21 protein-coding genes and 2 riboswitches are annotated in these 25,680 nt (G+C 30.8%); of the genes, 20 read left to right on the top strand and 1 reads right to left on the bottom strand.

What is annotated here, in order from left to right:
- Positions 1–6 precede the first annotated feature (6 nt).
- The 13 genes from NWE74_RS10845 (at position 7) to fabZ (ending at position 13,261) form a co-directional block, all read left to right on the top strand.
- Positions 7–1,083 (top strand): 3-methyl-2-oxobutanoate dehydrogenase subunit VorB, encoded by a 1,077-nt coding sequence (locus tag NWE74_RS10845; protein ID WP_258243188.1) that lies wholly within the window; start codon positions 7–9, stop codon positions 1,081–1,083.
- Positions 1,083–1,838 (top strand): thiamine pyrophosphate-dependent enzyme, encoded by a 756-nt coding sequence (locus tag NWE74_RS10840; protein WP_092727234.1) that lies wholly within the window; start codon positions 1,083–1,085, stop codon positions 1,836–1,838. The genes NWE74_RS10845 and NWE74_RS10840 overlap by 1 nt, the downstream gene beginning before the upstream one ends.
- Before the next feature lies 1 nt (position 1,839).
- Positions 1,840–2,382 carry a 2-oxoacid:acceptor oxidoreductase family protein gene (locus tag NWE74_RS10835; protein ID WP_258243187.1) on the top strand — a complete coding sequence of 181 codons (543 nt, stop codon included), beginning with the start codon at positions 1,840–1,842 and terminating at the stop codon, positions 2,380–2,382.
- Between the two features lie 205 nt (positions 2,383–2,587).
- On the top strand, positions 2,588–3,934 hold the full coding sequence (glmM, locus tag NWE74_RS10830) for a phosphoglucosamine mutase (protein ID WP_258243186.1): 1,347 nt from the start codon (positions 2,588–2,590) through the stop codon (positions 3,932–3,934).
- 263 nt (positions 3,935–4,197) lie between these two features.
- Entirely contained in the window at positions 4,198–6,027 is a 1,830-nt protein-coding gene (gene glmS, locus NWE74_RS10825; protein WP_258243185.1) for a glutamine--fructose-6-phosphate transaminase (isomerizing), read from the top strand.
- Between the two features lie 204 nt (positions 6,028–6,231).
- The gene (locus tag NWE74_RS10820; protein ID WP_258243184.1) at positions 6,232–7,104 is read left to right on the top strand and encodes a 4Fe-4S binding protein; all 873 of its coding nucleotides are present in this window, start codon (positions 6,232–6,234) and stop codon (positions 7,102–7,104) included.
- 91 nt (positions 7,105–7,195) lie between these two features.
- Complete coding sequence (locus NWE74_RS10815) at positions 7,196–7,933, top strand: YwmB family TATA-box binding protein (RefSeq protein WP_258243183.1); 738 nt, start codon at positions 7,196–7,198, stop codon at positions 7,931–7,933.
- 22 nt (positions 7,934–7,955) lie between these two features.
- Positions 7,956–9,212 (top strand): UDP-N-acetylglucosamine 1-carboxyvinyltransferase, encoded by a 1,257-nt coding sequence (gene murA, locus NWE74_RS10810; RefSeq protein WP_258243182.1) that lies wholly within the window; start codon positions 7,956–7,958, stop codon positions 9,210–9,212.
- A gap of 79 nt (positions 9,213–9,291) precedes the next feature.
- Positions 9,292–10,329 (top strand): stage II sporulation protein D, encoded by a 1,038-nt coding sequence (gene spoIID, locus NWE74_RS10805; RefSeq protein ID WP_258243181.1) that lies wholly within the window; start codon positions 9,292–9,294, stop codon positions 10,327–10,329.
- 294 nt (positions 10,330–10,623) lie between these two features.
- Positions 10,624–11,307 (top strand): peptidoglycan DD-metalloendopeptidase family protein, encoded by a 684-nt coding sequence (locus NWE74_RS10800; RefSeq protein WP_258243180.1) that lies wholly within the window; start codon positions 10,624–10,626, stop codon positions 11,305–11,307.
- Positions 11,308–11,403: 96 nt separating this feature from the next.
- Positions 11,404–11,670, top strand: a complete 267-nt coding sequence (gene spoIIID / locus NWE74_RS10795) for a sporulation transcriptional regulator SpoIIID (RefSeq protein WP_026899919.1) — start codon at positions 11,404–11,406, stop codon at positions 11,668–11,670.
- A 127-nt stretch (positions 11,671–11,797) separates the two neighbouring features.
- Positions 11,798–12,817 carry a rod shape-determining protein MreB gene (mreB, locus tag NWE74_RS10790; protein WP_258243179.1) on the top strand — a complete coding sequence of 340 codons (1,020 nt, stop codon included), beginning with the start codon at positions 11,798–11,800 and terminating at the stop codon, positions 12,815–12,817.
- 15 nt (positions 12,818–12,832) lie between these two features.
- Positions 12,833–13,261, top strand: a complete 429-nt coding sequence (gene fabZ / locus NWE74_RS10785) for a 3-hydroxyacyl-ACP dehydratase FabZ (RefSeq protein ID WP_258243178.1) — start codon at positions 12,833–12,835, stop codon at positions 13,259–13,261.
- 158 nt (positions 13,262–13,419) lie between these two features.
- Here the strand turns inward: fabZ and yyaC are convergent, their stop codons facing one another.
- The gene (yyaC, locus tag NWE74_RS10780; protein WP_258243177.1) at positions 13,420–13,929 is read right to left on the bottom strand and encodes a spore protease YyaC; all 510 of its coding nucleotides are present in this window, start codon (positions 13,927–13,929) and stop codon (positions 13,420–13,422) included.
- A gap of 294 nt (positions 13,930–14,223) precedes the next feature.
- Positions 14,224–14,331: riboswitch (SAM riboswitch) on the top strand.
- Between the two features lie 214 nt (positions 14,332–14,545).
- Here yyaC and metK point away from each other — a divergent pair.
- From metK to prfB, 7 genes are all read left to right on the top strand, one after another.
- Positions 14,546–15,739 carry a methionine adenosyltransferase gene (gene metK / locus NWE74_RS10775; RefSeq protein WP_258243176.1) on the top strand — a complete coding sequence of 398 codons (1,194 nt, stop codon included), beginning with the start codon at positions 14,546–14,548 and terminating at the stop codon, positions 15,737–15,739.
- Positions 15,740–15,890: 151 nt separating this feature from the next.
- Positions 15,891–18,113: an ATP-dependent RecD-like DNA helicase gene (locus NWE74_RS10770; protein ID WP_258243174.1), complete on the top strand. Its 2,223-nt coding sequence runs from the start codon at positions 15,891–15,893 to the stop codon at positions 18,111–18,113.
- Positions 18,114–18,115: 2 nt separating this feature from the next.
- Entirely contained in the window at positions 18,116–18,892 is a 777-nt protein-coding gene (locus NWE74_RS10765) for a ComF family protein (RefSeq protein WP_258243173.1), read from the top strand.
- A 350-nt stretch (positions 18,893–19,242) separates the two neighbouring features.
- Positions 19,243–19,338, top strand: a riboswitch (TPP riboswitch).
- A gap of 110 nt (positions 19,339–19,448) precedes the next feature.
- On the top strand, positions 19,449–20,747 hold the full coding sequence (gene thiC, locus NWE74_RS10760) for a phosphomethylpyrimidine synthase ThiC (protein ID WP_258243172.1): 1,299 nt from the start codon (positions 19,449–19,451) through the stop codon (positions 20,745–20,747).
- Positions 20,748–21,128: 381 nt separating this feature from the next.
- On the top strand, positions 21,129–21,680 hold the full coding sequence (gene hpf, locus NWE74_RS10755) for a ribosome hibernation-promoting factor, HPF/YfiA family (protein ID WP_258243171.1): 552 nt from the start codon (positions 21,129–21,131) through the stop codon (positions 21,678–21,680).
- A gap of 189 nt (positions 21,681–21,869) precedes the next feature.
- A complete protein-coding gene (secA, locus tag NWE74_RS10750) occupies positions 21,870–24,542 on the top strand; it encodes a preprotein translocase subunit SecA (RefSeq protein WP_258243170.1) in 2,673 nt (890 codons plus the stop codon).
- 15 nt (positions 24,543–24,557) lie between these two features.
- Positions 24,558–25,671 (top strand): peptide chain release factor 2 gene (gene prfB, locus NWE74_RS10745; protein WP_258243169.1). Its coding sequence is split into 2 segments (ribosomal slippage): positions 24,558–24,620 and positions 24,622–25,671, totalling 1,113 coding nucleotides; the frame shifts between segments, so codons are not numbered across the junction.
- Positions 25,672–25,680 lie beyond the last annotated feature (9 nt).

Here is a 25,680-nt window from a genome sequence, read left to right as displayed (position 1 = left end):
ATTTTAATGGCTAAGATACTTATGAAAGGTAACGAAGCATTTGGAAAGGCAGCTATAGAAGCTGGATGTAAATATTTCTTCGGTTACCCAATAACACCACAAAATGAATTACCAGAATATATGTCTAGAGAATTACCTAACGTTGGAGGAGTATTTGTTCAAGCAGAATCAGAAGTTTCTGCTATAAACATGATATATGGAGGAGCAGGTGCAGGAGCTAGAGTTATGACTTCTTCATCTTCTCCAGGAATAGCATTAAAGCAAGAAGGGATAACATATGCTGCAGGTGCAGAACTTCCTTGTGTTGTAGTAAACGTAATGAGAGGTGGTCCAGGATTAGGTGGAATACAACCTTCTCAAGCTGACTACTTTATGTCTACAAGAGGAGGAGGAAACGGAGATTATAGAACTCCAGTTTATGCTCCAGCTACTGTTCAAGAAGCAGTTGATATGATAATGGAAGCTTTCAATGTAGCAGATTACTATAGAACACCAGTTATGGTAGTTGCTGATGGTATGATAGGACAAATGATGGAACCAGTAGAATTTAAGGCTCCTAAGAAAAGAGACTTAGCACCTAAAGACTGGGCTACAGTAGGAACTAAAGGACAAAGAAAACCTAATGTAATCAACTCATTATACTTACAACCAGATGAGTTAGAAAAACATTGTATAAAATTAGAAGCTAAGTATAAAGAAATAGAAAAGAACGAAGTAGACTATGAAATGTATAAAACTGAAGATGCAGAACTAGTATTCGTAGCTTACGGAACTACTGCAAGAATAGTAAAAAATGCTATAGATATATTAAGAGGAGAAGGTATAAAAGCTGGTCTTATAAGACCTAAAACTTTATGGCCATTCCCATTCGAAGCATTTAACCAAATACCAGAAGCTAAAAACTTATTAACAGTTGAAATGAGTATGGGGCAAATGGTAGAAGACGTAAGATTAGCTGTTGAAGGTAGAGTGCCAGTACACTTCTATGGAAGAGCTGGAGGAATGATACCTGATCCAGAAGGTATAGCTAACAAAGCTAGAGAAGTAGTAGAAAGTCAATTAGCTGTAGGAGGTGCTAGATAATGTCAGTTGTATTTAAGAAAACTAACGGTTTAACAGAAGCTCAAACACATTACTGTCCAGGATGTACTCATGGTATAATTCATAGATTAGTAGGAGAAGTATTAGAAGAATTAGATGTGTTAGGAGATACTATAGGTGTTGCTCCAGTTGGATGTTCAGTTTTAGCTTATAACTATTTTAACTGTGATATGCAAGAAGCATCTCATGGTAGAGCACCAGCAGCTGCTACAGGAATAAAGAGAGTTCATCCTGATAAGACTGTATTTACATACCAAGGGGATGGAGACTTAGCTTCAATAGGTACAGCTGAAATAGTTCATGCTGCAGCTAGAGGAGAAAAATTCACTACTATATTCGTAAATAATGCTATCTACGGAATGACTGGAGGGCAAATGGCTCCAACTACATTAGTTGGGCAAAAAGCTACTACAGCTCCTAGAGGTAGAGAAATAGATAAACAAGGTTTCCCAATAAGAATGAGCGAAATGTTATCTACATTACCAGGTGCAGTATTCGTAGAGAGAGTTTCTGTAGATACTCCTGCTAATGTTAGAAAAGCTAAAAAAGCAATAAAGAAAGCTTTCCAAGTTCAACAAGCTGGATTAGGATTTGGTATAGTTGAAGTATTATCTACTTGTCCAACTAACTGGGGATTAGCTCCAAATGATGCTTTACAATGGTTAAGAGATAATATGATGCCATATTATCCTATAGGAAATGTAAAAGATGTTGATCTTAATGGGGAGGTGAAGTAATATGTCTACAGCTAGAGTAATATGTGCCGGATTCGGTGGTCAAGGTGTTATGTCTATGGGACAATTACTTACTTATGCAGGAATGCTAGAATGTAAGGAAGTTTCTTGGTTACCATCATATGGACCAGAAATGCGTGGAGGTACAGCTAACTGTGCAGTAACTGTATCTGATAAGCCAGTAGGTTCACCACTTATAACAGGAGATGCTACTTGTGCTATAGTTATGAACTTACCATCTTTAGATAAGTTTGAAAGAGAAGTTAAGCCAGGTGGAAAAATATTAGTAAACAGCTCTCTTATACACAAAAAGGTTGAAAGAGATGATGTTGAAGTTCATTATATACCTGCGAATGATTTAGCTTTAGAATTAGGAAATCCTAGAGTTGCAAATATGATAATGTTAGGTGCTTATTTACAAACAGAATCAACAGTAGAAATGGATTCAGTTTTAGAAGCTTTCAAAAAAGTTTTTGGACCAAGTAAAGAAAAGTTTGTTCCATTAAATAAAGAAGCTTTACAAAAAGGAGCACAAGCTATAAAATAATATTAAATTTTTATAAAAATTTACAAAAAAAGGACAATAGAATTATTTCTATTGTCCTTTTTAGTTATATATATTAAAATGTCTTTATGGATATGTTAATATTTAAAAGAGTTTTATGAAATAAAGTAGAGAATTAAGGACACTTATATGTATATAATAACATATTATAATTTGATAAGCTTTTCTTCATGAAAGGAGATTTTTAATGAGAAAATATTTTGGAACTGATGGAGTAAGAGGCATAGCTAATACAGAGCTTACTTGCGATTTAGCATATAAATTAGGTAGAGCAGGCGGATTTGTTTTAGCTCAAGGGAAAGAAAAAGTCAAAGTAGTAGTAGGTAAAGATACGAGAATATCTGGAGATATGCTAGAAGCTGCGTTAACGGCAGGGCTTATGTCTGTTGGATGTGATGTTATAACTGTTGGAGTAGTTCCAACACCTGCAGTAGCATATCTAACAAAAAAATATGAAGCAGACTGTGGAGTTGTTATATCAGCATCTCATAATCCAGTAGAATATAATGGTATAAAATTCTTCAATAGCGAAGGTTATAAATTACCTGATGAAGTTGAGTTAAATATAGAAGACTATATCGATAATATAGAAAAGGTAGATTATCATCCAGTAGGAGAAAAAGTTGGAAGAAAAATACACATGCATGATGCACAAAGAGAATATATAGATTACTTAAAGTCTATAATAAATGTAGATTTTAAAGGATTAAAAGTAGTCTTAGATTGTGCAAATGGAGCATCATATAAAGTTGCGCCAATAGTATTTGATGAATTAGGTGCAAGTGTAATTACTATAAATAGTGAGCCAGATGGTAATAATATAAATGATAAGTGTGGGTCTACACATCCGCAAAAACTACAAGAAGCTGTTCTGGCGCACAAAGCTGATTTAGGTCTTGCATATGATGGTGATGCAGATAGATTAATTGCTGTCGATGAAAATGGAAACATTGTTGACGGAGACCATATAATGATATTAAGTGCTATACATTTAAATAAGAAAAAAGAGTTAGCACAAGATACATTAGTAGTTACAGTAATGAGTAATATAGGACTTACTATAGCAGCAAAAGAGCACGGTATAAAGCTAGCTACAACTGCTGTAGGAGATAGATATGTATTAGAAGAAATGAAAGATAAAGGATACAACTTAGGTGGAGAACAATCAGGCCACATGATATTCTTAGATTACAATACAACAGGTGATGGTGTTTTAAGTTCACTAGTACTTTCAAGAATAGTATTAGAAGAAAATAAAAAATTATCAAATCTTGCTGCAGTAATGACTCAATACCCACAAGTATTAGTTAATGCTAGAATAAAAAATGAAAATAAGAATAGATACATGGAGTATCCAGAAATAAAGAATGAAATTGAAAGAATAGAAAGCTTATTAGATGGATGTGGAAGGGTATTAATAAGACCATCAGGCACAGAACCATTAGTAAGAGTTATGCTAGAGGGTAAAGAGGAAGGTCAAATAAAAGAATTAGCAACTAATTTAGCTAATCTTATACAAGAAAAACTATCGTAATTTAAAAGTGGATACTAAAAATAATATTAGTATTCACTTATAAGCGCCAGAACTTAGTAATTATGTAAGATAATTAAAGAAAGAGTACTGAGTTGACGAGGTCAGAGTTTATCGAATTATCGGCGGATGCTCTGCGGTGTATTTACCATCGTTAGAACTTGCTTAAAACATAGAAGTAATTCTGTGGACAAAGGGAAGTTTATGTAAATATGACCTAACTCTAAAAATATATAAAATAATAATATTTTTAGGAGGAATTAAATATGTGTGGAATAGTTGGATATTTAGGACATAGACAAGCAACAGAAGTTTTAGTAGAAGGACTTTCAAAATTAGAATACAGAGGATATGACTCTGCTGGTGTTGCAGTTAACATTGGAAATGAATTAGAAATAAGAAAGTTTAAAGGAAGATTAGCAATATTAGCTGAAGATTTAGAAAAAAATCCTATAAATGGTGGATTAGGTATAGGGCATACTAGATGGGCAACTCATGGAGAACCATCTGATGTTAATTCACATCCTCATTTTAACATGGATAGAACAATAGCTGTTGTTCACAATGGTATAATAGAAAACTACATGGAATTAAAAGAAGAACTACAAGCTGAAGGTGTTGTATTTTTATCTCAAACAGATACAGAAGTAGTTGCTCATTTAGTAGATAAATACTATGAAGGAAACTTATTAGATGCTGTATATAAAGCTACTGAAAGATTAAGAGGAGCATATGCATTAGGTGTTGTATGCAAGGATAACAATAATGAGTTAGTTGCTGTAAGAAAAGATAGTCCATTAGTTGTTGGTTTAGGTGAGGGTGAAAACTTTATAGCATCAGATATACCGGCAATATTAAAATATACTAGAAATGTATACTTCTTAGAAAACGGAGAATTTGTTCACATGGTAGGAGACAAATTAACTGTATTAAATGAAAATAGAGAAGTTGTTTCAAAAGAAGTAACAGAAATAACTTGGGATGTTGAAGCTGCATCTAAAGGTGGATATGAGCATTTCATGTTAAAGGAAATATATGAGCAACCAAATGGTGTTAAGGAAACATTAATAAGAAGATTAAATGACAATGGAGAAATCCAATTAGATGATATAAAAATGACTAAGGAAGACTTAGAAAAAATAAATAAAGTATATATAGTAGCATGTGGTACTGCATATCATGCAGGCCTTGTAGGCAAATTTGCTATAGAAAAATTTGCTAAGATACCAGTAATAACTGATATAGCGTCAGAATTCAGATACAGAGATCCATTTGTAGATGAAAATACTTTATTAATACTAGTAAGCCAATCAGGAGAAACAGCAGATACTTTAGCATCTTTAAGATATGCTAAAGAAAGAGGAGCTAGAATATTATCTGTAACTAACGTTGTAGGTTCTTCAATAGCTAGAGAGTCTGATGATGTATTCTATACATGGGCAGGACCAGAAATATCAGTTGCATCAACTAAGGCTTATACAACTCAATTAGTATCATTCTACATGATAGCTTTAGACTTTGCTATAAAGAAAGGTACTATAACTAGAGAATTCTACAACGACATGATAGAAAAATTAAAAGAAATGCCTGAAAAAGTAGAAAAAGCTCTAGAACAAGAAACTTATATAAAAGAAGATGTTGCTAAGACTTTAAAAGAAGCAAGTAGCTCATTCTATTTAGGTAGAGGATTAGACTATAACTTAGCTATGGAAGGTGCTTTAAAGATAAAAGAAATCTCTTATATACATGCAGAAGCATTTGCTGCTGGAGAATTAAAGCATGGAACAATAGCATTAATAGAAAAAGGAACTCCAGTAATAGCAATAGCTACTCAAGAAGAGCTATTTGAAAAAATGGTATCTAACATGGAAGAAGTTAAAGCTAGAGGAGCATATGTTATAGCTGTTGCTCAAGAGAAGAATAAAGAGGTAGAAAAAGCTGCTGATAAGGTAATATATATACCAAATGTAGATGATATATTATCAAGTATATTAACAGTTTTACCACTTCAATTATTATCTTACTATGTTGCAGTTGAAAGAGGTTGTGATGTAGATAAGCCAAGAAACTTAGCTAAATCAGTAACAGTTGAATAATAAATATAGAAATTATAGCCATGTATTTTTAATGCATGGCTTATTTGAATTATAAATATTAAGAATAAATTGCTATTTAATCATTAAAAAAAGTAATGATATTCATAAAAATATACAATATATAGAATTCGCAAATTTGATAGATGCTTATTATTAATTATGATAACCTATAAATATATACATATATTGGAAAAGGGTGAGGATATGATGATAAGCAAACAAGAAATAGCAAATTTAAAATCAGAAGGGATATTAGCTCAAAAGCAAAAAGGATACTTTTCAATTAGAATTTTAAGCAGAGCAGGGAATTTTACAGCAGAACAACTAACAGAACTAGCTAGATTGTCACAAAAATATGGCAAAGGATACTTAGGTGTTACAACTAGATTGGCAGTAGAAATACCTTGGATAAAGTATGAGGATATTGATAATATAAAAATGGATTTAAAAGATGCTAATTTAGCTCATGGGGGAACTGGAAAAAAAGTTAGACCACTAGTTGCATGCAAAGGAACTGTATGTCAGCATGGAATTTATGATACTCAAGATTTATGTGGGAAGTTACATGATAAATATTTTGCATATGATTTACCAGCAAAAACTAAAATAACATTAGTTGGCTGTCCAAACAATTGTGCGAAAGCGAACACAAATGATATAGGAATAGTTGGTCAAGTTTATGTAGAGTTCGATGAAGACAAATGTAAAAATTGTGGTCTATGTACTAAGTCATGTAGACAAAAATCTGTAAAGCTTGTTGATAAAAAGCTAGTTTGGAATAAAGATGAATGTGTAAACTGTGGAAAATGTGCACAAGTTTGTCCGTTCGGTGCAATGGAAGTGAAAGAAAAGGGTATGGCCATATATCTTGGAGGAAGAATGGGTAGAGGATATAGATTTGGTGACAGATTAACCAATTTATATCAAGAATCTGAAATCGTAGAAATAGTTCAAGATATATTAGAAACTTATAAAGATTTAGCCAATCCTGAAGAAAGAATCTGCAAGGTTATAGATAGATTAGGTATAGAAAAATTTGAAAAAGAACTATTAAGTAAAAAAAATCATAATATATAAAATTTAATACTACTGTAATATAGAGTATATCCTTCTTAAATTTGTCAATAATTCAGTTATGAATACGATATAATTTAAGGGGGACTTTTTTATGAAAACATTCAAGATAATAATAAGTTTTATAGTACTTATGTTAATGGGAATGCTAATATCTTATGCAGATATAAAATCTAATAATGAATATTACAAATTAATAGAAACTTTCAATAATACACATGCTGATTTTAAGTTTTATAATATAAAAGCAAATGCAGTCATAGATTATAATATATCTAAAACTCAAATGAGGGATATTTGTATAGAAATCGTCAACAATTTAGGCTTAGAAGAAAGTAATATTAAGTGGGAAGAAAGTAAAAACAAACAGGAAAATCAAATCTATGCACAGATAAAATCTGACGAAAGAAATGTTTCCATAATTTGCATTAAGAAAAATGAAAAAGAGTCTTATGTAATAGTTGACATATTGGAGAATAAAGTATATAAAAGTATAGTGGACATTTATACGATTCTTGAGGAGACTTTAAAGAAGCATACACCTCAGGTTGATATAAATACATGTATATCAGGAGAGTACACAAAAAAGTTACAAATAAATAAATATGATGATATTTTAGAAAAAATATTATATAATATGAATGCTGAAGAAATAGATAGAATTGAGGAAGAGAATTTTGTCTCAATAACAGCGTATAGCAAGATTTTAAGCGAAAATTATTTAGAATATTTAGGAAATAAGATTAATTTGAATATAGGAATGAGGTATAGCGAAGATGAAGATAAAACTCTTATATATATCGCTACGCCAATCATAAAATTAGATTATTAATTAACGAGGAGAGATTAGTAAGATGCCAAAGATATTAGTAAAAAAGAGTAATCCACTTAAAGGTAGTGTTAAAATAGATGGAGCAAAAAATGCAGTATTACCAATAATAGCAGCAACTTTATTAGCAAATGGAAAATCAACATTAAGAGGAGTTCCTAACTTAAGAGATGTACACGTTATATCAGATTTATTAAGACATGTAGGAGCAGAAGTAGAGTATAAAGATAATACGTTAACAGTAGATGCCAGTAATATAACTACTTGCGAAGCACCATATGAATTAGTTAGAAAGATGAGAGCATCTTTCTTAGTAATGGGTCCATTACTTGCAAGATTTAAACATACTAAGATATCTATGCCAGGAGGATGTGCTATAGGAACAAGACCTATAGATTTACATTTAAAAGGATTTAAATACTTAGGTGCTACAGTAGAAATGGATCATGGATTTGTAGAAGCTACAACTAAGAAATTAACAGGAGCTAAATTATATTTAGATTTCCCATCAGTTGGAGCAACTGAAAATATAATGATGGCAGCTGCACTTGCAGAAGGAACGACTATAATAGAGAATGCAGCAGAAGAGCCAGAGATAGTAGATTTAGCTAATTTCTTAAATGAAATGGGAGCTAATATAAAAGGTGCAGGAACGAACACTATAAAAATACAAGGTGTTAAGGAATTAAGAGGTGCAGAGCATAATGTAATACCTGATAGAATAGAAGCAGCTACTTATATGGTTGCAGCAGCTATGACAAAAGGTGATATAGTTATAGAAAATGTAATAATGGATCATTTAAAGCCAGTAGTAGCTAAGTTAAAAGAAGCTGGTTGTGAAATAATAGAAATGGAAAATGATTCAGTAAGAGTCATAGGACCAGAAGTATTAAAGCCAATTGATATAAAAACTTTACCACATCCAGGATTCCCTACGGATGTTCAAGCTCAGTTTATGGCTATGCTTACAGTATCGAATGGATCGGGAGTAGTTACAGAAACTGTATTTGAAAATAGATTTATGCATGTTGCTGAGTTCAATAGAATGGGAGCTAACATAAAAATAGAAGGCAAGAGTGCTGTAGTTAATGGTGTAAACAAGCTACATGGAGCTAAGGTAAATGCAACAGATTTAAGAGCAGGGGCTGCACTTATATTATGTGGTCTTATAGCTGAAGGAGAAACTCAAATAGGAGAAATATACCACATACAAAGAGGTTATGTTGATATAGATAAGAAGATAACTGCATTAGGTGGAAATATAAAGATAGTAGAAGATTAATAACAAAAATACTAGTCTAAAACAACAGGGTTGTTCATATACTTTAAGGACAAAGATTTAAACTAAGGAGGAAAAGTATATGAAGAACCCTTTAGCTGTTTTAGTAACAATAGTTGCATGCTCTATAAGTATACCAATATTAATAAGTGTAGTATCTTATGATGATATAGAAGCAACACCTAAGGTAAATTCAAAACCTATTGTGGAAACAATAAAGAGAAAGACAAAACAAATAGTAAATTACGAAACGGTAGATAAAAAATCACCAGTAATAAATGTTTATAATCATAATATAGGTAAAGTTCAACAAATGGATATAGAGGAATATTTATGTGGTGTATTAGCAGGAGAAATGTCAGCAGATTTTAATCTAGAGGCATTAAAAGCTCAAGCTGTAGCGGCTAGAACTTTTGTTATGTACAAAGAAAAACAAGGAAAACAAAGTAAACATCCAAATGCAGTAGTATGTACAGACTTCAAACATTGCCAAGAATATAAAAGTTATGAATATTTAAAGAAAAAAAATGGTGAGAAATGGATGAAAAATTCTTACTCTAAAATACAACAAGCAGTTAAAGAAACAAAAGGCCATATTATAACTTATAATGATGAGCCTATACTTACATTATACTTTTCAACTTCATCAGGAAAAACTGAAAATAGTGAAGAAGTATTCGCACAATCCTATCCATATTTAAAATCAGTTGACAGCCCATATGATAAAAATTATTCACCAAAGTATACATCAGCATTAAAAATGAGCAATAAAGACTTTGTACATGCATTTAAAGTAGGATATAGTGATATGAAGATTAACGAAGATAACTTGAGTAATCAGGTGAAAATAATAGACAAAAGTGATGGTGGATCTGTAGAAAGTATTAAAGTAGGTAATAAGCAAATAAAAGGTACAGATGTAAGAAAGATTTTGAATCTTAATTCAGCTAATTTTGATTTAGCATTTAAAGATAACTATGTAGATATATTTGTTAAAGGTTATGGCCATGGAGTTGGAATGAGCCAATGGGGTGCAGAGGGAATGGCTCAAGAGGGTTACAAATACCATGAAATCCTATCTCATTATTATACAGGAACAACAATAAAAGATTTATATTAAAAAATATTACTCTATAATCTATTTATTAATTAAGGTTATAGAGTTTTTTATAATACATAGGAAATTATACTCATGTTAAAATTAAGGATAAGTATAATTTGTGTATATGTATTTCAAAAAAGTCAACCTTATAAGATCTTCAAGGAAGACTTTTTTATTTTGCAAACCAGCATAAAAAATATATTAAATAATAGTTATTTATACAAATATTTATTTATAAAATATATACAAAATTGTATAAAAATAGAAATTAGGACAACAATATAAATACATAAATATATTTGGAGGTGCTGTATGAAGAAAAAGCTATTAGAAAAAGATGGTTTTTATTTAGCATTGTTTGCATGTGTTTGCTTAGTAGCTGTTGGCGGAGTTTGGTTTACAAAAAATAATGTAGATGAATTAGCTTCTAACAACGGATTTGTAAATAAGACTGATGAAAGTAAAAATGATGACGAAGTAAACTTAATACAAAAAGATAATGATGCTGCTGTTCCTACAACAACAGAATCAAAGGATAATCTAGAAAAGGCTAAGGCTAAAGAAAAAGAGCAACAAGCAAATAAAAAAGACGAATCGAAACTTAATTTTTTAGGAGAAAAAGTAGTTAGAGAATATTCTGATAAAGAGCCTACTTACTCAAAAACATTAAATTTATGGGAAGTACATAAAGGATTAGATGTTAGTACATTAAAAGGCCAAGAAATTAAATCTTTATTAGCTGGGAAAATTATAGATGTATTTAAAGATGATGAACAAGGTATGTCAGTAAAAGTTAAAAGTGATAATGATATTACTGTAGTTTACTCTAATTTAAGTGAAAAAATAAATGTAAAAAAAGATCAACAGGTTGAAGTAGGTCAAGTTCTAGGTACAGTTGGAAATACTTCTATGGTAGAGGGAAAAGATGGTCAACATGTACATGTAGAAGCGTATAAGGGAAATAGCTCTATGAATCCTATGAGCTTAATTAAATAAAAATAATTAGACTTAATCAAATTTGATTAAGTCTGTTATATTTTTTGAAATTCTCACATATATATGATTAAGGCGAGTATGTGAGGAGGGGAAGTTTTGAGATCTCATATAGAGGAACGAGCAATCGTTGTAGCAAAATATATACTAGAAAAAAATACCACTGTGCGCCAAACAGCGAAAACATTTGGAGTGAGTAAAAGTACTATTCACAAAGATGTAACAGAACGATTAGAAGAAATAAATCCATCTTTAGCTAAGGAAGTTAAAATGGTTTTAGAAAAGAATAAATCTGAAAGACACATAAGAGGAGGAATGGCTACTAAGCTTAAATATGAGAAAGATATAAAAAAAGATGTAGGTTAAAACCTACATTTTTTTATATTGTTCTTGACTAAAACTCTGTTTTTGTATATTTTGTATTATAGGAGTGTTTTGCAAAAAAATAATGAATCGTTTAAATATAAAATATGAAACAAAAGGAGTTGTAAAAATGGCGAGAGCTGATATAGGTATAGACTTGGGAACAGCAAATGTACTTGTATACGTAGATGGAAAAGGAATAGTATTAGAAGAGCCTTCTGTTGTAGCAATAGAAAAAAGAACTAATTCTGTCTTAGCTGTAGGAGAAGAAGCTAGAAAGATGATAGGTAGGACGCCTGGGAATATTGTTGCTATAAGGCCATTAAGAGATGGTGTTATATCTGACTATAATGTAACTGAGAAAATGCTTAACTATTTCGTAAATAAAGTGGTGGATAAAAAAGGATTTGGGAGATTCTTTATGCCAAGAATAATGGTATGTGTTCCTACTGGTGTTACAGAAGTAGAAAAAAGAGCGGTAGAAGAAGCTACACGCCAAGCTGGTGCAAGAGAGGTATATATAATTGAAGAACCAATAGCAGCAGCTATAGGAGCTGGAGTAGATATATCTAAACCTAATGGTAGCATGGTTATAGATATCGGTGGAGGTACAGCTGATATAGCTGTAATATCATTAGGTGGATCTGTAGTTAGTGAATCTATAAAAGTTGGAGGAGATAGATTTGATGAAGCTATAGTAAGATATATGAGAAAGCAACATAATCTTCTTATCGGAGAAAGAAGTGCGGAAAAGATAAAGGTAGAAATAGGAACTGCATATAAAAGAAAAGAAGAAAAAAGTATGAAAATAAGCGGTAGAAACTTAGTTACAGGGTTACCAGAATCTATAATAATAAATTCTTCTGAAATGCTAGAAGCACTTGATGAATGTGCAGAACAAATAGTGCTTACTACACTTGCAGTATTAGAAAAAACGCCACCTGAATTAGCTGCTGATATAAGTGATGCAGGAATAATAATGACAGGTGGAGGTTCATTGTTATATGGATTAAATACAAGAATCGAAGAAAGAACAGGAATAAAGGTTATTGTTGCAAATGAACCAATGTCTTGTGTAGCTAAAGGTACAGGTAGTGCACTAGGTTCTTTAGATATGCTTGAAACAGGAGGTACCTTCAAAAGAAGATAATAAGGAGGTATTTTTATGTTAAATATAGATCAAATAAAGGAATTAATACCACATAGATATCCATTTTTATTAGTGGATAAAGTAATAGAATTAGATGCTGGGAAAAGAGCCGTAGGTATAAAAAATGTAACAGTAAATGAACCATTTTTCCAAGGTCATTTTCCAGAATACCCTATAATGCCAGGTGTATTAATAATAGAAGCAATGGCTCAAGTAGGATGTGTAGCTATGATGTCTATAGAAGAAAATAGAGGCAAATTAGGTGTATTTGCAGGTATTGACAAAGTAAGATTCAAAAAAGAAGTAAGACCAGGGGATATATTAACTATGGAAGTAGAGATGACATCTGTAAGACGAAACATTGGAAAAGCTACAGCTAAAGCTTTTGTTGGAGAAGAGTTAGCTTGTAGCGGAGAATTAATGTTTGCCCTTGTGGAAAAGTAATAAAAAAAGTCCTAGAAATAGGACTTTTTTTATTTGATAAAATAAAATTAACATACATAAGTAGCCAAAGATTAAAATTGATAGATAGAAAAAGCTCGCACAACTAGTAGCGTTTTATGTAAGGATGAAGTGCGAGATAATTCTTTTAAAATAGGAAATCAGGTAGAAAGTAATAGAGATAATGAAATTATTTCAGCAAGCTCTATAATAAAGCTAAGCCTTACATTGTTAAAAGAAAATCTATTATTTTCATCTATTTTATCTACAATCCCTACTATAGAATGATTTCCTATTTGAGGGAGCTTTTTTCCTACTCCTTTTCCAGGAAGAATAGGACCTTTTCTAATTTGTACATTGCCTATACTACTTTTGGATCCCAAGCATGCATCTATAGCCAAGAAATTTCCTTTAGGATGAGTATTTTTTATATGTTCAATAGATTCATAAATATTCAAAGCATGAATAGGATTATCTAGTGTGCCGTAAACAGGAAACTTAAAGTCACTATTCTTTAACATGGTACCAACTAAAGGGCCAAGAGCATCACCTATAGCCCGATCTGTTCCTATACAAACCACAACTGTATTTTCATCAACTAAATCTTTAAGGACTGAACTTAATATTTGTACGACATTCTCTTTTTTATAATTTACCTTGGCTAAATACATAGGAACACCCCCTTCAAAAGAAATATATGAAATTTTGGCCTGAAAAAGACCTATATTAAAGTAGATAAGTTATAATATGAAATTAAGTTAAGATAGGATACTGTTTATATAAAATTAACAAATAAAAAAATAAGAAAATACATGTTTTGAACTTGTTATTCTGAAGTACAAAATCTTATATATAAAAATATTAAACTAAAAAAATAATAATTTTGTTGACAACGTTTTAAAAACATAGTAAGATGTAAATTGTAAAGAACATATAATAAAAAGAACTTAATAACTTTCTTGATTACCTTATCAAGAGCGGCGGAGGGATAGGCCCTGTGAAGCCCAGCAACCACCCATATTTGGGAAAAGGTGCTAAATCCTACAAAACCATATGGTTTTGAGAGATGAGGTTAGTTAATTAGCGTATTGATATATATAATTAACCTCTTCTTATAAAAAGGAGAGGTTTTTTTAATTCAACAATAAATAACTAAACCGTGACCTCTTAAAATATACTAAGTTCTTAAATAGGTTATTAAAAAATTACCAGTAAAAAGTATAAAAAAATGATTTTTCGTAATTATAATAAGCGAGGGAATCTACCAAATTTAAGGAGGAAGCAAAGATGGCAAGACATTTATTTACATCAGAATCAGTAACAGAAGGGCATCCAGATAAAATCTGTGACCAAATATCAGATGCTATACTAGATGCATTATTAGAAAAGGATCCTTTATCAAGAGTAGCGTGTGAAACAACAGTTACTACAGGATTAGTTTTAGTTGCAGGAGAGATAAGCACAAAAACTTATGTTGATATACCTAAATTAGTTAGAGAAACAGTTAGAGGTATAGGATATGATAGAGCTAAATATGGATTTGACTGTGATACTTGCGCAGTTATAACATCTATAGATGAACAATCAGGCGATATAGCAATGGGTGTTGATGAAGCTTTAGAAAATAGAGCTGGAGAAATAAGTGAAGATGAAATAGAAAAAGTAGGAGCTGGAGACCAAGGTATAATGTTCGGTTTTGCATGTAATGAAACAGAAGAATTAATGCCTTTACCAATATCATTAGCTCATAAATTAGCAAGAAAATTAACTGAAGTTAGAAAGTCAGGATTATTAGATTATCTAAGACCAGATGGAAAAACTCAAGTTACAGTTGAATACGATGGAAATAAGGTAGTTAGAGTTCACACTATACTTATATCAACTCAACATGGAGAAGATGTTGACAATGAAACAATAAGAAAAGATCTAATAGATCATGTTATAAAAGCTGTTATACCTGCAGACTTATTAGATGAAGAAACTATAATATACATCAACCCAACAGGAAGATTCGTTATAGGAGGGCCTCAAGGAGATACAGGGCTTACAGGAAGAAAGATAATAATAGATACTTACGGTGGATACTCAAGACATGGTGGAGGAGCTTTCTCAGGAAAAGATGCTACAAAAGTTGATAGATCTGCTGCATATGCTGCAAGATACGTAGCTAAAAACATAGTAGCTGCAGGACTTGCTGACAAATGTGAAATAGAATTAGCTTATGCTATAGGTGTTGCTAGACCATTATCTGTATTTATAGATACTTTTGGAACTGGAAAAGTTTCAGAAGAATTATTAGTTGAATTAGTTAATAAGCATTTTGATTTAAGACCAGGTGCGATAATAAGAGACTTAGATTTAAGAAAACCTATATTCAAGCAAACAGCTGCTTACGGACACTTTGGAAGAACTGACATAGATTTACCATGGGAAAGAACGGATAAAGCAGAAGTATTAAGAAAAGAAGCATTAGGACAATAATTTAATTTATAAATAAATACTAAACCCCTTAAAGTATATATAGGAAAGGCCTATATAATCTACTTTAAGGGGTGATTTTATTTGTCATAAAAGGTATAATAATTACAACTTAAGTGAACGATAGAAATATTATGGTTGTAGGAGAAGCAGTATGGAACGAATAGAAGGAATGATAAGTGATATAGTTTTTAAAAATGAAGAAAATGGATACACCATAGCTCACCTAGCAAATTCAGATAATGAGGTAGTAATAGTTGGGTGTATGCCTACATTATCAGTAGGAGAAAGCATAGAGGTAGAAGGTAAGTGGGTAAATCATAAAACTTATGGAACTCAATTTGAAGTTAATAAGTTTATGCCTGTTACTCCAAACTCACTAGAAGGTATATATGTATATTTATCATCAGGTATGATACATGGTATAGGCGAGAAAATGGCTAAAAGGATAATAGACAAATTTGGAGTTAATACTTTAGATGTTATTCAAAATATGCCAGAGCGTCTAAAAGAAGTAGAGGGAATAGGAAGTAAAAAGATAGATCAGATAGTTAAAAGTTATGAAGAAAATCGAGAACTTAGAAATATAATTATTGAGTTATCTCCATATGGAATTACACCAAACTACTGTATGAAAATATATAAAAAATATAAAAATAAAGCTCTAGAAAATATAAATAAAAATCCTTATCAATTAGCTGAAGATATAAGAGGAATAGGATTTAAAATAGCAGATAATATAGCTAGTAAAATAGGTATAGAGAAAGACTCTAAGGACAGAGTATCACAAGGTATATTATATACTTTAAACCAATCTTTAAGTAGTGGACATACTTACCTACCAGAAGATATTCTAATACAAGAAGCAAAAAAGCTTCTAGAAGTAAAACCTCCTATAATAGAAGAGTGTATAATGGAATTAGCATATGATCAAAAGGTACATATAGAAAAAATGAACGGAATGAAGTTGGTATATTTGATACCATACTATGTATCAGAAAATGGAGTTTGTAAGCAAATAATAAAATTATCTCAAGCTGAATTTAAAGATTTATATATAGATATAGATAAAGAAATTAGAGTAGTAGAAAAACAGGAAAATATTAAGCTAGCAACAAATCAAGTGCTTGCAGTAAAAGAAGCTATAGAAAGTGGTGTAGTTATAATAACTGGAGGACCAGGAACAGGAAAGACAACCACTATAAATACAATAATTAAAATATTTGAAAATAATAGCCAAGAAGTAGTATTAGCAGCACCTACAGGAAGAGCTGCTAAAAGGATGAGTGAAACATCTAGCAAAGAAGCTAAAACTATTCATAGGCTTCTTGAAATGGGATTTGCAACAGATAGTGACCAATTAGAATTTATGAAAAATGAAGAGGAACCTATAAAGGCAGATGTAATAATTATAGATGAGGTTTCCATGGTAGATATATTACTTATGTATAGCTTGCTAAGAGCAATAAAGCCAGGAACTCGAGTTATATTAGTTGGAGATAGTGACCAGCTACCGTCGGTAGGAGCAGGAAATGTACTTAGTGATATGATAGAATCATGCGTAATAAATGTTGTTAGATTAAATGAAATATTTAGACAAGCTCAAGAAAGTATGATAGTAGTGAATGCGCATAAAATAAATAATGGAGAGCCATTATCTTTAAACGCAAAAGATAAAGATTTTTTCTTCATAAAAAGAAATACAAATGAAGAAATTTTAAAAGAAATTATAAGTGTAGTTAGTGAAAGGCTACCTAACTTTTATAAATTAGATAAGTTAAAGGATATACAAGTATTAGCATCGATGAGGAAAGGGGATTTAGGTGTTACTAACCTTAATATAGAACTTCAAAAACACCTTAATAAACCTGAAAAATATAAGGTTGAAGAGAATTTCCAGAAAAGACTTTTTAGGGTAGGGGATAAAGTAATGCAAATTAAAAATAACTACACTAAAAAATGGGAAAATGAAGATAGAAGTGAAACTGGGGAAGGTATATATAATGGAGATATTGGATATGTGTACCATATAGATAAAGAAAAAAGAATTGTATATGTAATATTTGATCAAGTAAAAATAGTAGAGTACAAATATGATGAACTAGATGAACTGGATCATAGCTTCTGTACAACAATTCATAAAAGTCAAGGTAGTGAATTTCCAGTAGTAGTAATACCTATGACATGGGCTCCTCCTATGCTATTAAGTAGAAATTTATTATATACTGCTGTTACAAGAGCAAAAAAACTTGTAGTAATAGTGGGAGATGTTAAATACTTGGAGTATATGATAAAAAACAATAGAACTAATGATAGATATTCGAATTTATCATATAAACTCAATAAATTTAAAGAAGAAGGGGTGTTAGTTAAGTAAGAATGAATAGTCATTTGAAAAAATTAAATGACATAAATGAATGTATGACTGATATATTTCTCGACCTTATATACCCAAATAATATAAGTTGCATAATTTGCAACAAACCAATAAATAAGAATAACACATACTCCATGTGTAAGGATTGCTTTGATGAACTTCATTTTATACTAGATGGATGTATTAAGTGTGGAAAGCCAATAATTAATTGCTCTTTAGAAGAACATGATATAGATGAATGTAGCTACTGTAGTGGTAAAGAATTTCATTTTGATAAAGCTATATCATGTATAGAATATAATGATTTTAGCAAAAAAATGATTTTTGGATTTAAATATAGCAATAAAACCTATATGAGTAGATACATAGCATCAATAATGAAGGAAAAAATAATATTAGAGGAAATAAACTTTGACTATATACTATTTGTGCCTTTACATAAATCAAGATTGAAAAAAAGGGGATTTAATCAAGCGTATAAGATAGCCAAGTATTTAAGTAAAGAATTTAATATACCAGTACTTGATTGTATAGTAAGGAAAGGGAACACTAAAAGACTTTATAAATTAAGAAAAAAAGAAAGAAAAGATGAGTTAAGAGATGCATTTATATTAAAGAAGAACAAGATTTATCTAGAAGAACAAAATATAATACTTGTAGATGATATATTTACAACAGGTGCAACTGTAAATGAGATCTCAAGGATACTAAAATTAGAAGGTGTAAATTTAATAACAGTATCAACTTTTTTAACAGGAGTTAACACGTTTAGTTGTTAGGAATAAATTCCTATTGACATATATCTCATAAAATATTAAAATAGAAAAAGTGATATTTAGGTCTGTGGTTGCAAGTCCAAGCCAGTCGCAGGCAAAGGGATCCACGTAAGTTAACACTAAAAATTGGGTTAATGATCATGGTGCGGCTTAGAAGTAAGACCTACCGGTATAAAATCGAGAGAGTTAGTAGTGCGGCGAACCCAAGCGAACCCTCCAGTAGGCGAGTGTGGGGTCAAAAACCAGGTCAGCTAAATATCCTAAAGTACCTTTATAGGTGCTTTTTTTTATGTTTAAAATATTATTTTATTGCGATATAGAGCAAACAAGTATAGAATGTAATTGTAAAATAAAATATTAGCTAGGGGTGCCAAAAGGCTGAGAGATGAAAGTCAACCCTTGTACCTGATCTGGATAATACCAGCGTAGGAAAGCCTGTTTATATACTGTTTATTTTTTATAAGAAAAACTAAGCTATGTTCCTATTTGGGGATATAGCTTTTTTAGTATATGAAAGCCTTTAATCAAGGGTATAGCTAAAGAATTAGGGGGATTAAAGATGAATTATACAACACAAATGGATGCTGCTAAAAAAGGAATAGTAACTAATGAAATGATAGTTGTAGCTAAGAAGGAGAATAAATCAATTGAAGAATTAATTGATCTAGTTAAAAGTGGAAAAGTAGTAATTCCGGCTAATAAAAATCATAAAACATTGAGTGCAGAAGGTGTAGGACAGGGTCTTAAAACTAAAATAAATGTAAATTTAGGCATATCTAAGGATTGTTATAGTTGCGAAAAAGAATTAGAAAAAGTTAGGGTTGCTATAGATATGAAAGCTGAATCAATAATGGACTTATCTAACTATGGAAAAACAGAAGGTTTAAGAAAAAATATAATTAATATGTCAACAGCAATGATAGGAACAGTACCAATGTATGATGCTATAGGATTTTATGATAAAGAACTAAAAGATATAACAGTTGATGAATTCTTTAAAGTAGTTGAAAAACATGGAGAAGATGGCGTAGATTTTATAACTGTTCATGCAGGCCTTAATAAAGAGGCGATAGAAACCTTAAAAAGAAATAATAGATTAACTCATATTGTTTCAAGAGGTGGATCACTTTTATATGCTTGGATGGAGTTTAATAATGCTGAAAATCCTTTCTATGAATATTATGATAGACTTTTAGATATATGTGAAAAATATGATATAACTATATCTTTAGGAGATGCTTTAAGACCGGGATCTATAAATGATTCTACAGATGCAAGTCAAATAAAAGAACTTATAACCTTAGGAGAGCTTACGAAAAGAGCATGGGATAGAAACGTGCAAGTTATAATAGAAGGGCCAGGACATATGGCAATAAATGAAATTGAATCTAATATTGTACTTCAAAAGAAACTTTGTCATCAAGCTCCATTTTATGTATTAGGTCCAATAGTAACAGATGTAGCTCCAGGATATGACCATATAACATCAGCTATAGGGGGTGCAATAGCAGCATCGCATGGAGCAGATTTTTTATGTTATGTAACTCCAGCAGAGCACTTGAGATTACCTGATTTAGATGATATGAAAGAAGGAATAGTTGCAGCCAAAATAGCAGCGCATGCAGCTGATATAGCTAAAGGAATATCAAAAGCTAGAGAATGGGATTACAAGATGAGCAAAGCTAGAGCAGATATAAATTTTGAAGACATGATAAATTTATCATTAGAACCAGAAAAACCAAAATTATATAGAGAAAGTTCTGTTCCAACTGAAAAAGAAAGCTGTACTATGTGTGGAAAGATGTGCTCAATGAGAACTATGAAAAAAATAATGAATGGAGAAAATCCTCAATTATAATATAGAATTTTTTAAAAAAATGTATAAATTTATAAAAAAAAAATTTTATGTTTAAAATTGTATAAATCATTAAAAAACGACACTAATTCACAAATAAATAACAACTATTGTAGACATTTGTGGATAGTCGATATTATAAAAATAGCTTGAAATGCACAATAAGTAGAGTTATTAACAAAATTATCCACATTATCCACAGTTATAGTGTTAATATTAATCCACATATATAATTTGTAGATTATCCCAAAATTAATCTTATTTTATTTGAATATATTAATTTAGAAAAGTTAACAATAAAAATAAAGGATTATATAAGTCAGAGTAGAATACTTTATTAAAGTATAACTAATTATACTGCTATAACTGAAGGGAGATGTTCTTATGAATATAATAATATCTGGAAAACAAATGGAACTAACAGATGGAATTAAAGGTGCGATAGAAGAGAAAATCGGAAGATTAGACTACTACCTTCATCCAGAAACAGAAGTGAAAGTGACAGTTAGTGCTAAAAAATCAAGACAAAAAGTAGAAGTAACAATAATCCCTATAAGTGGACCAATAGTTAGAGCTGAAGATATAGAAGAAAACTTATATGCAGCTATAGACATAGTTTATGATAAATTAAATAAGCAATTAAGAAGATATAAAAATAGATTGCAAGATAGACATCAAGATAGTGAGAGTATAAGATTCCAAGGTGTAGAATTAAATGAGGACATTGACTTTGAAGACGATGATGAAGATAATTTAGATATAGTAATAGAAAGACATAAAAAGTTTGATATGAAACCTATGAGTGCCGAAGAAGCGGTGTTACAGATGGAATTAATAGAGCATGATTTCTATATGTTTAGAAATATAGATACAGATGAAGTATCTATAGTATATAAACGTAGAAATGGTGGATATGGGATAATAGAACATGAATAAGATAATTTAAATTAATTAAAAAGCTATCGATAAATTTAATTATCGATAGCTTTTTTAATTAGTTTACCTTACATAGAGTAGTTACATTTTAAGCGTTAGAATATAAAGGCAAATATTCAATATTAAATATAGAATTTTTATGGTAAAATGAATATTAGTATAATAATTGAGCGAGGAGAGATGCTGAATATGAGTTTTTTAGATAATTTATTTAACATGGCGGATAAAAAAGAACTTAAAAAGTTTAATAAGATAGTTGATCAAATAGATTCTTTAGAGACAAAGTTTGATTCTATGTCAGATAAAGAATTTCAAAATATGACAAATATATTTAAAGAAAGATTAAGTGCAGGAGAAACGATAGATGATATATTACCAGAAGCTTTTGCTGTTGTAAGAGAAGCATCTAAAAGAATATTAGGAATGAGACACTATAGAGTACAGCTTATAGGTGGTATTGTTCTTCATCAAGGTAGAATAGCTGAAATGAAAACTGGTGAAGGTAAAACATTAGTTGCAACTGCTCCAGTATATTTAAATGCTCTTACAGGGAAAGGTGTACATGTAGTAACAGTAAATGATTATCTAGCAAAACGTGATAAGGAACAAATGGCAAAAGTATATGAATTCCTTGGAATGACAGTTGGGGTAATAGTTCATGGGCAAAATCCTCAAGTTAGAAGAGAACAATATCAATGTGATATAACATATGGAACTAACAATGAATATGGATTTGATTACTTAAAAGATAACATGGTAATACATAAGGAACAAATGGTTCAAAGAGAGTTAAACTATGCTATAGTGGATGAGGTTGACTCAATTCTTGTAGATGAGGCAAGAACACCACTTATAATATCTGGACCTGGGGATAAATCTACACATTTATATGCAGATGCTAATACATTTGTACTAACATTAAAGCCAGATAATTATGAGGTTGATGAAAAACAAAAATCAGTTTCTTTAACTGAATCGGGGATACAAAAAGCAGAAGTTTACTTTAATGTAGATAACTTAACAGATGTAGCTAATACAGAACTTTATCATCATATAAGTCAAGCATTAAAAGCTCATGTAATAATGAAACGTGATGTTGATTATGTATCTAAAGATGGAGAAATAATTATAGTTGATGAATTTACAGGAAGACTTATGTTTGGTAGAAGATACTCTGAAGGATTACACCAAGCTATAGAAGCTAAGGAAGGTCTAAGAATTCAAAGGGAGTCTAAAACATTAGCTACAGTAACATTCCAAAATTACTTTAGAATGTATAACAAGTTATCAGGAATGACAGGTACAGCTAAAACAGAAGAAGATGAATTTAAGGCTATATATAAAATGGACGTAGTTCAAATACCTACTAATAAAGAGATTTTAAGAAATGATTTAGCCGATGTTGTTTACAAGAATACAAGAGGTAAGTTTAATGCAGTTGTAGACGATATAATTGAAAGACATGCAGTTAAGCAACCAGTGCTTGTTGGTACGGTTTCAATAGAAAATTCAGAATTATTATCTATGCTATTAAAGAAAAAAGGAGTTAAGCATGAAGTATTAAATGCTAAGCACCATGATAAAGAAGCTGAAATAATAGCACAAGCTGGTAGAATAGGTGCTGTAACTATAGCAACTAATATGGCAGGTCGTGGTACCGATATAGTATTAGGTGGTAACCCTACTTTCCTAACAAAGAGAGAAATGAAAAGATTAGGATACGATGAATCTGTAATAAATAAAGTAGATACATCGTTAGAAGGAATAGATAGAGAAGGCAATGAAGAATTATTTGCAGCTAGAGATGAATATGAAAACTTATACAAAAAGTTTAAAGAGCAAACTCATCAAGAGCAAGAAGAAGTTATAAAAGCTGGTGGTTTAGCTATCATAGGTACTGAAAGACATGAATCTAGAAGAATTGATAATCAGTTAAGAGGTCGTGCTGGTCGTCAAGGTGACCCAGGTAGTTCTACATTCTACATTTCACTAGAAGATGATCTTATGAGATTATTCGGAAGTGATAGAATAAGTTCTGTAGTAGAAAAAATAGGTCTAGAAGAAGATATGCCGATAGAACATAAAATGTTAACTAAGTCTATAGAAGGTGCTCAAAAGAAAGTTGAAGGTAGAAACTTTGGTATAAGAAAACATGTACTTCAATATGATGATGTTATGAATAAACAAAGAGAGACTATATATGCTGAAAGAAGAAGAGTTCTAGAAGGTGAAAATTTAGAAGAACAAATAAAGCATATGGTACGCTCTTTAATAGAAGATGCAGCTAGTACTTATACTCAAGAAAATAGTATAAACATAGATGGATTTAAAGATTATCTATATCATTTATTCATGCCAAAAGGAAGTATAGATATAACAGATATGGAAAAACTTAATGCTGCACAATTAATAGAAGCAGTATATGAAATCGCAGTTAAGATATATAGTGATAAGGAAGAAAAAATAGGATCGGAAAGAATGAGAGAAGTGGAAAGAGTTATACTTCTTCAAGCTGTTGATAATCATTGGATAGACCATATAGATGCAATGGATCAATTACGTCAAGGTATAGGACTTCGTGCTATAGGTCAACAAGATCCAGTTATAGCTTACACTAATGAAGGATTTGAAATGTTCAATGAAATGAACACACATATACAAGAAGATACTATAAGATATCTTTTCAACATAACTATAGAAGAACCAGTTGAAAGAAAGCAAGTTATAGATGTTGATCATTTATCTTCTAACATAACAGATGAACCAGGAAATAAAACTGTTAAGAAAGAAGAATCAATAGGAAGAAATGATGATTGCCCTTGTGGAAGTGGTAAAAAATATAAGAAATGTTGTGGTAGATAATAGCGGAGGACAGAAATGTTAAATTTACAAGACTATAGAAATAGTGTAGAGAGAATGTCTTCAAATATAGAAGAAATGAGGGTTTCTCTTTGACATTGCTTCATTGAATACAATAATTAGAGAAAATGAAGACAAGATGAATGAGCAGGATTTTTGGAATGATAATGATGTTGCTCAGAAGATACTTCAAGAAAATAAAGCACGTAAGGAAACTGTAGAAGAGTATAATACACTTGTATCATCATTAGAAGAAATTGAAGTTTTAATAGAAATAGGACTTGAAGAAAATGATGAATCTATTGAAAAAGAAATAGAGGAATATATATCTAAATTAGAAAATGAAATAGATACAGTAAGGATAAAAACTCTTCTAAGTGGAGAATATGATAAAAATAATGCTATTTTATCTATAAATGCTGGTACGGGAGGGCTTGATGCTCAAGATTGGGCGCAAATGTTACTTAGAATGTACGTAAGATGGGGAGAAGGTAAAAACTATAAAGTTAAAATCTTAGATATAATCTCAGACCCTGAAGCTGGGATAAAAAGTGCAACACTTCTTATAGAGGGAATAAATGCATACGGATATTTAAGAAGTGAAAAAGGTGTTCATCGTATAGTAAGAATATCTCCTTTTGATCCATCAGGAAAAAGACATACATCATTTGCATCTATAGATATTATACCAGAATTAGATGATAGTATAGAAATAGATATAAATACAGTAGATTTGAAAATAGATACATATAGGGCTTCTGGTGCAGGCGGTCAACATGTAAATACTACAGATTCAGCAGTAAGGATAACACATATACCTACTGGTGTTGTAGTTCAGTGTCAAAATGAAAGATCTCAACATAAAAATAAAGATACGGCTATGAAGATGCTTATGGCTAAGCTTATAGAGCTTAAAGAACTTGAACAAAAAGAAAAAATAGAAGATATTCAAGGCAAGTATTCTCAAATAACATGGGGAAGTCAAATAAGATCATATGTATTCCAACCGTATAAATTAGTAAAAGACCATAGGACTAATGCAGAAATGGGTAATGTAGATAGTGTTATGGATGGGAATTTAGATTTATTTATAAATGAATATTTAAGAATTAATAAATCTAAAAATCATTAAAGAAAGGGC

Origin of the sequence: Romboutsia lituseburensis (assembly GCF_024723825.1) — a bacterium.
Lineage (GTDB): Bacteria > Bacillota > Clostridia > Peptostreptococcales > Peptostreptococcaceae > Romboutsia_F > Romboutsia_F lituseburensis_A.
Note: the sequence above shows the minus strand (reverse complement) of the source record. Positions and strands in the feature narration are given on the sequence as shown.